Raw genomic sequence first — 11,455 nt, 5'->3', positions numbered from 1 at the left:
TTATCAGGCGCTTACGACTGATGATGCCTGCTAAGCCGGACGCGAGTCTGCTTGGCGGGCTTCGTCAGTAGACGCACAACGAAAAAGATTCAGCTGTTATAAAAATAAGAATCTACCAGTATGTTAAGTACGGAGTATCTATGGATTTTGAACTGAACGAAGAGCAGATAGCGTTTGCCGATATGGCCCGCGCGTTCGCTCAGAATGAGCTGGCCCCGAATGCCGGCGAATGGGATCTGCATCAAACGTTTCCTGTCGATGTGTTAAAAGCGGCAGGTGAGCTGGGATTCTGCGGTTTGTACTCCCATGAGGATGTCGGTGGCTTAGGGCTGAGCCGACTAGACGCCAGTATTATCTTTGAACAGCTCGCGATGGGCTGTACTTCCACCACGGCTTTTATCACCATTCACAATATGGCTACCTGGATGATCTCCGAGTTTGGTGGCGAGTCTGTGCGACAGCAGTGGTGCCCTGAATTGACCGCCGGTGAAAAGTTAGCCTCTTACTGTTTGACCGAGCCGAATGCCGGTTCCGATGCGGGGGCGCTGAAAACCACCGCTCGCCGTGATGGCGATGACTACCTGCTGAATGGTAGCAAGATCTTTATTTCCGGTGCGGGCGCGACCGATTGCTTAGTGGTGATGGCGCGTACCGGTCAAGATGGCCCTAAAGGTATCTCCGCTTTTGCTGTGGATGCGAAACTGCCCGGCATTACCTATGGCCGTAAAGAAGAAAAAATGGGTTGGAATAGCCAGCCTACCCGCATGATTACCTTTGAAGATGTACGTATTCCGGCCTCAGCAATCTTAGGGCAGGAAGGGGATGGCTTTAAGATCGCCATGCGTGGTCTCGATGGTGGGCGTATTAATATCGCCACCTGTTCGGTAGGCACCGCTCAGCAAGCACTAAATAATGCCACCGAGTATATGCACGAACGCAAACAGTTCGGCCAAAGTCTGGCTAACTTTCAAGCACTACAGTTTAAATTAGCCACCGCCGCCACCGAGTTGGTGGCCGCCCGTCAAATGGTGCGCATGGCCGCTTCCCGTCTCGATAATAATCATCCAGATAAAACCACTTACTGTGCCATGGCTAAACGCTTTGCCACCGATGTCGGTTTCAGCGTGGCCGATGAAGCGCTACAAATTTTTGGTGGCAATGGTTATATCAAAGAGTATCCGATGGAGCGCTTCCTGAGAGATAACCGGGTACACCGGATTCTGGAAGGCACCAACGAAATTATGAATGTTATTATTGCCCGTCGACTGTTACTGGAAAATGCTGCTGAACTGCTATAACAGCGGCATTAACGGACAAGCATAAACGCTTAGATAAAATAAAAGGTGTGACAAACACCCGCTAAGACTGCAAAGGAAGATCAATATGACCGATAAGCTGATCGTTGAAAAACGGGGCAATATTGCGCTGCTGACCATGAATAATCCGCCAGCCAATACCTGGACTGAAGAGAGCCTTAAAGGGCTTAAAGCACTGGTAGAAGAGCTAAATGCAGATCGTTCGATTTATAGTCTGGTGATTACCGGCCAAGGCGAAAAGTTTTTCTCCGCCGGTGCTGATTTAAACCTATTTGCCGATGGTGATCGTAGCGTCGCGCGGGATATGGCGCGCTATTTTGGTGAAGCATTTGAAGCCCTGAGCCAGTTCCGCGGTGTCTCTATCGCGGCGATTAATGGTTTTGCCATGGGCGGTGGTCTGGAAGTGGCATTAGCCTGTGATATTCGCATCGCGGAAGAACAGTCCCAGATGGCTCTGCCTGAAGCGAAAGTAGGGTTATTACCCTGCGCCGGTGGTACTCAGAACCTGACCATGCTGGTGGGTGAAGGTTGGACGAAACGCATGATCCTCTGCGGCGAGCGTATTAAAGCCGCTAAAGCGCAGGAGATTGGTCTAGTGGAAGAGGTTGTTCCCCAAGGGCAAGCATTAGAGAAAGCACTTGAGCTAGCCGCCAATGTCGCACAGCAAAGCCCAACTTCCGTGGCCTCTTGTAAGCAACTGATTCAGAACAACCGTACCCATCATTGGGATGCGGGCTATATTCTGGAACGTGAGCTGTTTGTTGATCTGTTCTTTACCGAAGATCAGAAAGAGGGTGTTAATGCCTTTTTGGGCAAACGTGCCCCCGAATGGAAAAACCGCTAAGCGGTATACAGGAGACAAAAATATGAGCTGTGTACTGTTTAATGAATATCCGACCCAAGACGGCAAAAAGATTGTTGAGATTCAGCTGAACGCTGAACGTACCCTCAATGCCCTAACGCTCGAGATGATCGATCTGATTCAACCGAAGCTCGATAGCTGGAAAGACGATGATTCTGTGGTCGCCATCCTGTTTGATAGCGCGGGTGAGAAAGCCTTCTGCGCCGGCGGCGATGTGGTCAATCTATACAAATCGATGACCGGCGATGCCGATCCTGATTTCCCTACCGATTTCTTCACCCGAGAATATACCCTCGATTACAGCATCCATACCTACCCTAAGCCAATTATCTGTTGGGGCCACGGTATCGTGATGGGCGGCGGTATGGGGCTGATGAACGGTTGTAGCCATCGGGTTGTAACCGAACGCACCCATATGGCGATGCCTGAGGTGACGATTGGGCTGTACCCTGATGTCGGCGGCAGCTGGTTTTTGAATCATATGCCGGGCCGTACAGGACTGTTCTTGGGGCTGACCGGTAATCCGATGAATGCGGCCGATGCACTGTTTTTAGGGCTGGCGGATCGATTTATCGCGTCGGATCGTCGCGCTGATCTGGTTGAAAAACTGCAATCGGAACAGTGGGATGGCTGTGCTTATGGCGCGACTAATCGCGTGTTGCGTCAATTAGAGTCGGAATCTCAAGCAGCCTTCAATCCTGACTCGCCGGTGCAGAACCATTACCGCTTTATTCAACAGATCACCGATACCGATTCGTTGTCTGATTTGGTCGAGGGGCTGATGGCCGTTGAAAGCGACGATAAATGGATCTCGCGGGCGAAAAAAGCGATCAGTCACGGTAGCCCACTGGCGGTTCACCTGATTAAGAAACAGCTTGAAGTGACTCAGCATATGTCCCTTAAAGAGGTGTTTGAGAGCGAACTGGTACTGTCAGTGCAGAGCTGTAAGCACCGTGAGTTCCCCGAAGGTGTGCGGGCGTTGTTGGTCGATAAAGACGGCGCACCTCAATGGACTTACAAAACGGTACAAGAGGTTGATCCGGCATTTGTCGATCAGTTCTTTGTTGCCCCTTGGGCGGTTAATCCTTTGGCGACGCTGTCAGCATAAAAGCGCAGCGTGACGTCATCGAGTTAAAAAACGATTTATAACAATTTTTTGCAATCCAAGGACGTCGATAACGCCCGACTGACGTGCGCCGCTGTGATGACAACCTGAGAGGGGTGTCGAACGGCGAGTTCAGTCAGCGGCGGTTGAGGTCCAGAATAAATATAAGAGGCAAAGTGATATGGCTACGATAGGATTTATCGGACTGGGCAACATGGGTGGCCCAATGGCAATTAACCTGCTGAAAGCAGGGCATGAAGTTAACGCGTTTGATCTGTCTCAGGCAGCGCTCGATACCGTTGCGGCTGAGGGCGGTCATGCGGCAACCTCTGCTGTTGAAGCGGCGACCGGCGCTGATTTTATTGTTTCTATGTTGCCAGCCGGTGTACATGTTAAAGGGTTGTATCAAACCGGTGATGCGCCTTTGTTTGATGTGATCTCCAAAGATGCGCTGATTATTGACTCTTCAACCATTGATGCAGCGACGGCTCAAAGTGTGTCTGCCGCAGCCAATGAGCGTGGTTTGAGCTTTATCGATGCGCCGGTATCGGGTGGTGTTGGTGGTGCGGTGGCAGGAACCTTGGCTTTCATGGTGGGGGCGACTGATGCACAGTTTGCCAAAGCTAAGCCGATTCTTGATTGCATGGGTAAGAATATCTTCCATGCGGGTCAAAGCGGTGCAGGGCAGATCGCCAAAGCCTGTAATAATATGATGCTGTCGATTCTGATGGCGGGCACCAGTGAAGCGCTGAATATGGGCATGAAAAATGGACTCGATCCAGCGGTGTTATCTGAAATTATGAAGCAAAGCTCTGGTAATAACTGGGCGCTGCAAGTGTACAACCCAGTACCAGGTGTGATGGCGGGTGTCCCTTCCTCCAATGATTATAAAGGTGGTTTCCAAGTCGACCTGATGTTTAAAGATCTCGGTTTGGCGATGGAGCTGAGTCAGCAGAGTAATTCACCGGTACCAATGGGCTCTGCCGCCCGTTCTTTGTTCAGCCTGCACAAATCAAAAGGCAATGGTGGTCTCGATTTCTCGAGCGTCATCAAGCTCTATCAAGACAGTTAATTTAATACTGATAATCTAGCACCGCTGCCGGTGTCAATCGCCGGCAGACTCCCCCTATAAAAACAATCCGGAGTCGGTAATGGGATATAACGAAGAATATCTGGCTGCGCAACAGAATCCAGAAGCCTATTGGGCTGAACAAGCAAAGCGTATTAACTGGTTTAAAGCGCCAGAAACAATTCTGAGCAAAACCGAGAATGGCACCTTTAGTTGGTATGCTGATGGCGAAATGAATAGCTGCTATCTCGCACTGGATCAACACCTCGAAACCCGTGGCGATCAGGTTGCCCTGTATTACGATTCACCAGCAACTGACACGAAACAACAAATTACCTATAAACAGTTACACACCAAAGTGGCTCGCTTCGCGGGTGGCTTAAAACGGTTAGGCGTTGGCAAAGGCGATACGGTCGTTATCTATATGCCAATGATTCCCGAAGCGGCGGTGGCAATGTTGGCCTGTGCCCGCTTAGGGGCAATTCATTCGGTCGTCTTTGGTGGCTTCGCACCTCATGAGATGGCTATTCGGATAGATGATGCTAAGCCTAAGGTGATTTTGACCGCTTCCTGCGGTATCGAATTTGATAAGACCATTGCTTATAAGCCTTTGGTTGATAAAGCGATTGAGCTGGCGAGTCACAAACCTGAGCATACCATCGTCTGTCAGCGTCCGATGCTGGTGGCTGAGATGAATGCCGAGCGGGATCTGGATTGGTATGACTGTCAGCATGGTGCAGAGCCTGCCGATTGTGTGCCCGTAAAAGGCAGTGATCCGCTGTATATTCTTTATACCTCAGGCACCACCGGCGCGCCTAAAGGCATTGTCCGTGATAACGGCGGCCATGCGGTGGCGCTGAACTACGCACTGCATAATGTCTATGGTATGAATCCTGGCGATGTGTGGTGGGGTGCTTCCGATATTGGTTGGGTCGTGGGCCACTCCTTTATTGTCTACGGGCCGCTGATGGGCGGCTGTAGCGCCATCTTCTTTGAAGGTAAGCCGATTAGAACCCCTGATGCGGGTACTTTCTGGCGTGTCATTGATGAATATAAGGTTAACTCGATGTTCTGTGCGCCCACCGCGTTTAGAGCCATTCGTAAAGAAGACCCTGAGGGGGCGTTGGCCAAGAAGTATGATCTATCCAGTCTGAACTGGGTGTTCGTCGCCGGTGAAAAACTCGATTCGTCCACCTATCAATGGCTCGATACCTTGCTGCAGGTGCCGGTGATCGATCACTGGTGGCAAACCGAAACCGGCTGGCCAATGACCTCGCCGATGATGGGCTGGGATAATCCATCCGAAGCGCGCTTGGGTTCCACCAATAAAGCGATTCCTGGTTATGATATTCGGGTTGTCGATGGCGAAGGGCAGCCGGTTGAAGCGAACGAAACCGGTAATATTGTCGTTACTCTGCCGATGCCGCCGGGTGTTGCTTGGGATATCTGGAATCAACCGCAACGGTTTACCGATTCCTACCTCACGGCTTTCCCTGGGTATTATCACACCGGAGACGGTGGCTTTATCGATGAGGATGGTTATGTCTACATTACAGGCCGCACCGACGATGTGATCAATGTATCTGGGCATCGTCTTTCAACCGGCGAGATGGAAGAGGTGGTTTCCTCCCATCCGGCGGTGGCTGAATGTGCGGTCATCGGTGCGAATGATGCGCTTAAAGGGCAGGTGCCGGTAGGGTTGATTGTACTGAAAGCCGGTGAAGAAGTTGATGAAGCTCAGCTTGAAGCTGAGCTGGTGAAAATGGTGCGTGATCAGGTCGGTGCGCTGGCCTGTTTCCGTCGAGCCATCATCGTCCAGCGGTTGCCGAAAACTCGCTCCGGTAAAATTTTGCGGGCTATTCTGCGTAAAATTGCTGCCAACGATGACTATAAGATGCCATCGACTATTGATGACGAGAGCATTCTGACAGAAATTACCGAGCTCATGGATCAGGCGGGTATGCGATAAAGACTCGCTACTAGCACCTCACCCTATAGGGTTGTTGTGTCATAACCTTTGATCGGTAGACTGAGCAAGCGCCTCAGTTTATGTGGCTGTTGGAAATAGATGTGATGCACGACCCTTTTTGATAATAGAAAAGCAAAGGCGATAGACAGATGAAAGTGCTGGTAACTGTCAAACGCGTTATCGACTACAACGTAAAAGTACGGGTTAAGTCTGATAACAGCGATGTTGATTTGAATAATGTAAAAATGGCGATGAATCCGTTCTGTGAAATCGCCGTCGAAGAAGCGGTACGCCTCAAAGAGGCAGGCGTTGCATCTGAGGTGGTAGTGGTTTCATTGGGACCACAGGCCGCTCAGGAACAGATTAGAACCGCGTTGGCGCTGGGCGCTGATCGAGGCATGCTGATTCAGTCCGACGAGCATCTGGAATCTTTAACTGTGGCTAAGTTACTCGCCAAAGTGGTTGAAGAGGAACAGCCAGGCTTGGTCATTATGGGTAAGCAGGCCATCGATTCTGATAATAATCAGACCGGTCAGATGTTGGCCGCGCTGACGAAAATGCCACAGGGTACCTTTGCCTCTGAAGTAAAGGTCGATGGTGACAAGGTTCAGGTAACGCGTGAAGTCGATGGTGGTTTGCAAACCGTTGAGCTGGCGATGCCGGCCATTGTGACCACCGATCTACGCTTGAACGAACCGCGTTATGCGTCGTTACCGAATATCATGAAAGCGAAGCGCAAACCACTGGACACTAAAACACCGGCAGATCTCGGTGTCGAGGTTAAAGCCCATACCCAGCTGTTGAAAGTGGCACCACCTGCTGCTCGTCAAGCGGGTATTAAGGTGGCCTCGGTGGAAGAGTTGGTGGATAAACTCAAGAATGAAGCGAAGGTGATCTGATGGCTATTCTGATTATTGCAGAGCATGATAACCAGTCCCTCAAAGGCGCTACTTTGAATGCCGTAACGGCGGCGACTCAACTATCTGGTGATATCCATGTGTTGGTGGCCGGTGGCGGTTGTCAGGCAGTCGCTGATGAAGCCGCTGCCGTGGCCGGTGTTTCTCAGGTGTTACTGTCGGATAATCCCGTTTATGAACATCAGTTGGCTGAGAACGTTAGCCTCTTGGTGGCTGAGTTGGGTGCTAATTATTCTCATATTATTGCGCCGGCGACTACCGGTGGTAAAAATCTACTGCCTCGGGTCGCGGCATTACTCGATGTCGTGCAATTGTCTGATGTGATGGCGGTTGAGAGTGATGATACCTTTGCCCGACCTATCTATGCAGGTAATGCGATCGCGACGGTTAAATCCCTTGATCCGATCAAAGTCATCACCGTGCGTACTACGGGTTTCGATGCGGCAGCCGCTGAAGGTGGCAGTGCTTCTATAGAAGCGGTGACGGCCGTTCATGATGCGGGTACTTCAAGTTTTATCGGTGAAACCATGGCCAAGAGTGACCGTCCTGAGTTAACGGCGGCTAAGGTGATTGTGTCTGGTGGCCGAGGCATGGGCAATGGTGAAAACTTCGCCTTACTGGAATCGCTCGCGGATAAATTAGGCGCGGCTGTCGGTGCGTCTCGGGCCGCGGTTGATGCGGGCTTTGTACCTAATGATATGCAGGTCGGTCAGACCGGTAAAATCGTTGCCCCTGATCTCTATATTGCGGTGGGTATCTCCGGTGCCATTCAGCATCTAGCGGGGATGAAAGACTCTAAAGTCATTGTTGCGATTAACAAAGACGAAGAAGCGCCTATTTTCTCAGTCGCAGATTATGGCCTCGTGGCAGACCTGTTTGATGCCGTGCCTGAGTTGGACGCTAAGCTGTAATTCGTTGCGTTAAAGTACGGTACATAAAACACCATTCTATCGATGCCTAGGCACTCAATCGTGGTTTACGATAGTATAAAAGCTCACCTTTATGAGTGAAGGTGGGCTTTTTTTGTACCAGTTTGTACGGCTTTAACTGTATTAGACGGTTAAAATCGGTTATCTTTACCGGCTGTTTCAGGTGCCAATTTAAACAACGATTTCAAAACGTCTCGCGCGGACAGCACGACAGGTTCGTCAGCGGGAATGACAAGTAAAGTGGATCCATAATGATTATCAAACCGAAGATTCGTGGCTTTATCTGTACCACAACCCATCCAGTAGGGTGTGAGCGTAATATTCAGGAACAGATCGACTACACCAAGGCGCAAGGTCCGATTGAAAACGGCCCTAAGCGTGTATTGGTGATCGGTTCGTCTAGTGGTTACGGTATGTCGTCACGTATCTCCGCTGCGTTCGGCTGTGGTGCTGCCACTATCGGGGTGTTTTTCGAAAAGCCAGCGACGGAAAGAAAAACCGGTACTGCCGGTTGGTACAATGCCGCGGCATTTGATAAGAAAGCCCATGAAGCGGGCCTGTACGCAAAAAGCCTGAACGGCGATGCGTTCTCTAATGAAGCGAAACAAAAAACCATTGATCTGATTAAAGAAGATTTAGGTCAGATTGATCTGGTGGTTTATTCCCTCGCATCTCCAGTCCGTAAGATGCCGGATACCGGTGAAGTCATTCGTTCATGCTTAAAACCTATCGGTGAAACGTATCGTTCAACGGCGATTGATACCAATAAAGATATTATTATCGAAGCGGAAGTCGAACCTGCGACCGAGCAGGAGATCGCCGATACGGTCACTGTGATGGGCGGCCAAGATTGGGAATTATGGGTCAATATGCTGGATGAAGCCGGTGTGCTGGCCGAAGGCTGTAAGTCGGTTGCCTATAGCTACATTGGTACGGATATTACTTGGCCTATTTACTGGGACGGCGCACTAGGTCAGGCGAAAAAAGATGTTGATCGTGCCGCAGGCGAGCTGAATACTAAGTTAGCGGCTAAGGGCGGTAGCGCGAATGTTGCGGTATTGAAATCCGTCGTTACCCAAGCCAGTTCAGCGATTCCGGTGATGCCACTGTATCTCTCCATGGTATTTAAAATTATGCGCGCTGAAGGTGTTCATGAAGGCTGCATGGAGCAGGTGTACCGTTTATTCAGCACCGGTATTGCGGGTGATAGCGGTAAAGTGGATGAGGAAAATCGGTTGCGCATGGATGACTGGGAGCTGCGTGATGATATCCAGCAAAAGTGTAGCGAGCTATGGCCACAGGTCACCAGTGAAAACCTCTTTGAATTGACCGACTATCAACTTTATAAGGATGAGTTCTTGAAGCTGTTTGGTTTTGGCTTAGAGGGTGTTGATTATGATGAAGATGTCAGCCCTTTGGTTGAATTTGATGTCATTGATATCTAAGCTTTAATGAGTTCGATTAAAAGCGGCATATGGCCGCTTTTTTTATACCTGTTATTTCCCCGCTGTTGTCAATGTGTAGCCTCGTAATGGGGACACTTGGTTTGATAAAAGTCAGGGTTACGTATGTAATCAACCCACATTAGTTAAAAGAGAGTCAGCCGATGACCCTATCGATCAGTAAGCGCCTCACGATAATGAGTGCCGCTCCCGTTGTTTTGTTAGCAATCATACTGTTTTTGCTAACTTTATTTGAAAGCGAGCAGCTAAGACAGGAGCAACTTGATCTAGCTAATATCAAGTTTGTCGAGATGAAACGCGAAGAACTGAAGTTTATGAACGAGATGGCGTATAGCGCTGTCCGCCAGTTATATGAGAATGGTGGTTCATTGGAAGAGGCTTTGCCGACGCTGCGGACTTTAAAGTTTGGTGATAATGGCTATTTTTTTGGTTACACCGGGAAGGGTGATCGGGTCTTTCTAGGGAATAGTGATAAAGGGATCGGCGAAAATTATTGGGATCTAAAGGATGCGAATGGCGTTTATTTAGTACGTGAACTGGTTAAAGCGGGACAAAACGGTGGCGGGATCGTCAGTTATCATTTTCCAAAACCTAATCAGAAGGTGGCAGAAGAGAAGCTCTCTTATGCCTTCTATCTGGAACGCTGGGATTTGATGATCGGTACAGGGTTCTATCTTGATGATGTGAATGCAGTACTCAGTGATCTGGACCAAGCCTCTTCTGAAAACCAATCGACTCTGTTGCTCTATTTTGGTCTTGCCAGCATGGTGTTACTACTGTTGGCCATCATTTTCAGTTCTCTGGTTAAGCGTTCGGTGATGCTACCGTTATTGAGCATTTCTGCTTCGATGAAAGAGTTGGTGTCGGGTGACGCTGACCTGAGCGTTAGATTGCATGTGGAAGGCGATCATGAGTTAGCCGAGCTGGCGCATAACTTTAATGGTTTTATCGCAACTTTAGAAAGTATGATCACCGATTTAGTTGGGTTATCAGCGAGTGTGACAAAGCGAGCTCGTTTTATTAGCGATAGAATTTATGCGGTGAGTGAGCAGCAAGGTAAGTTGCAGGTTCAGATTGAACACTCAGCCTCGGCTATGTCAGAGATGTCAGCGACGGCAGCTGATATCGCCCATAATACCGCTGAGACAGCAACCTCGACTAATGAATCCCGTGAAAATATCGGTCGAGCGGGGACGAGCGTGACAGAGTTAACCTCTGCGGTAAAAGTGTTGGCTGAAGATGTGTCGGGCTCTAATAAAGCGATCTCTACACTGGAGAATAATGTGCAGGATATTATCTCCGTGGTGAGTGTGATTCAGGAGATTGCCGCCCAGACTAACCTGTTGGCATTGAATGCTGCCATAGAAGCGGCCCGAGCCGGAGAGCAAGGACGTGGCTTTGCAGTGGTTGCCGATGAAGTCCGTACTTTAGCGACTCGGACGCAGGCCAGTACATTGCAGGTGCATGAGAGTATTGAGCAGCTGAAAAAAGCCTCTGGTGAGGCGGTGCGAAGTATGCAACATAGTTTTCAGCAGACCGATCTGGCGGTTCATCAGTCAGAGCAGGGGATGTGTGAACTGAATAAAGTCGTTGAGCATATGAATCAGATCCAGGATATGTCGGTGGTGATTGCGACGGCGGCCGAGCAGCAGAGTCAGGTGTGTGATAACCTGAATCAAACGGTGACCGAGATAGCCGGCTATTCTGAAAACTCGTCGGCGATTGCCGGTGAAAACAAGCTGGAAGTTAAGAAATTGTCTGATGATGCCGATAGGCTGCAAACATTAGTGGAACGCTTTAAAGTTTCTTGAGTCTATAAAAACGT

At 49.7% G+C, this 11,455-nt stretch carries 9 protein-coding genes; all 9 read left to right on the top strand.

Annotation, left to right across the window (positions count from 1 at the left end; genetic code table 11):
* Window positions 1-140 precede the first annotated feature (140 nt).
* Window positions 141-1,298 carry an acyl-CoA dehydrogenase family protein gene (locus KO512_RS03955; protein ID WP_215951037.1) on the top strand — a complete coding sequence of 386 codons (1,158 nt, stop codon included), beginning with the start codon at window positions 141-143 and terminating at the stop codon, window positions 1,296-1,298.
* Between the two features lie 85 nt (window positions 1,299-1,383).
* The gene (locus KO512_RS03950) at window positions 1,384-2,160 is read left to right on the top strand and encodes an enoyl-CoA hydratase (protein WP_215951036.1); all 777 of its coding nucleotides are present in this window, start codon (window positions 1,384-1,386) and stop codon (window positions 2,158-2,160) included.
* A gap of 22 nt (window positions 2,161-2,182) precedes the next feature.
* Entirely contained in the window at window positions 2,183-3,286 is a 1,104-nt protein-coding gene (locus tag KO512_RS03945) for an enoyl-CoA hydratase/isomerase family protein (protein ID WP_215951035.1), read from the top strand.
* A gap of 178 nt (window positions 3,287-3,464) precedes the next feature.
* A complete protein-coding gene (mmsB, locus tag KO512_RS03940) occupies window positions 3,465-4,355 on the top strand; it encodes a 3-hydroxyisobutyrate dehydrogenase (RefSeq protein ID WP_215951034.1) in 891 nt (296 codons plus the stop codon).
* Between the two features lie 79 nt (window positions 4,356-4,434).
* On the top strand, window positions 4,435-6,321 hold the full coding sequence (locus tag KO512_RS03935) for a propionyl-CoA synthetase (RefSeq protein ID WP_215951033.1): 1,887 nt from the start codon (window positions 4,435-4,437) through the stop codon (window positions 6,319-6,321).
* A gap of 149 nt (window positions 6,322-6,470) precedes the next feature.
* A complete protein-coding gene (locus tag KO512_RS03930; protein WP_215951032.1) occupies window positions 6,471-7,220 on the top strand; it encodes an electron transfer flavoprotein subunit beta/FixA family protein in 750 nt (249 codons plus the stop codon).
* Window positions 7,220-8,149, top strand: a complete 930-nt coding sequence (locus KO512_RS03925; protein ID WP_215951031.1) for an electron transfer flavoprotein subunit alpha/FixB family protein — start codon at window positions 7,220-7,222, stop codon at window positions 8,147-8,149. Before KO512_RS03930 ends, KO512_RS03925 begins: the two co-directional genes overlap by 1 nt.
* 269 nt (window positions 8,150-8,418) lie before the next feature.
* A complete protein-coding gene (fabV, locus tag KO512_RS03920; protein WP_215951030.1) occupies window positions 8,419-9,612 on the top strand; it encodes an enoyl-ACP reductase FabV in 1,194 nt (397 codons plus the stop codon).
* Between the two features lie 161 nt (window positions 9,613-9,773).
* A complete protein-coding gene (locus tag KO512_RS03915; RefSeq protein WP_215951029.1) occupies window positions 9,774-11,441 on the top strand; it encodes a methyl-accepting chemotaxis protein in 1,668 nt (555 codons plus the stop codon).
* Window positions 11,442-11,455: the final 14 nt, after the last annotated feature.

The organism is Amphritea atlantica (assembly GCF_018860855.1).
In the GTDB taxonomy this organism is placed as follows: domain Bacteria; phylum Pseudomonadota; class Gammaproteobacteria; order Pseudomonadales; family Balneatricaceae; genus Amphritea; species Amphritea atlantica_A.
Note: the sequence above shows the minus strand (reverse complement) of the source record. Positions and strands in the feature narration are given on the sequence as shown.

Bases quoted from the DNA above. Each gene is read 5' to 3' on its own strand.
- KO512_RS03950 (WP_215951036.1), top strand. From the start codon at position 1,384: ATGACCGATAAGCTGATCGTTGAAAAACGGGGCAATATTGCGCTGCTG.
- KO512_RS03930 (WP_215951032.1), top strand. From the start codon at position 6,471: ATGAAAGTGCTGGTAACTGTCAAACGCGTTATCGACTACAACGTAAAA.
- KO512_RS03915 (WP_215951029.1), top strand. From the start codon at position 9,774: ATGACCCTATCGATCAGTAAGCGCCTCACGATAATGAGTGCCGCTCCC.
- KO512_RS03955 (WP_215951037.1), top strand. From the start codon at position 141: ATGGATTTTGAACTGAACGAAGAGCAGATAGCGTTTGCCGATATGGCC.
- mmsB (WP_215951034.1), top strand. From the start codon at position 3,465: ATGGCTACGATAGGATTTATCGGACTGGGCAACATGGGTGGCCCAATG.
- KO512_RS03945 (WP_215951035.1), top strand. From the start codon at position 2,183: ATGAGCTGTGTACTGTTTAATGAATATCCGACCCAAGACGGCAAAAAG.
- KO512_RS03925 (WP_215951031.1), top strand. From the start codon at position 7,220: ATGGCTATTCTGATTATTGCAGAGCATGATAACCAGTCCCTCAAAGGC.
- fabV (WP_215951030.1), top strand. From the start codon at position 8,419: ATGATTATCAAACCGAAGATTCGTGGCTTTATCTGTACCACAACCCAT.
- KO512_RS03935 (WP_215951033.1), top strand. From the start codon at position 4,435: ATGGGATATAACGAAGAATATCTGGCTGCGCAACAGAATCCAGAAGCC.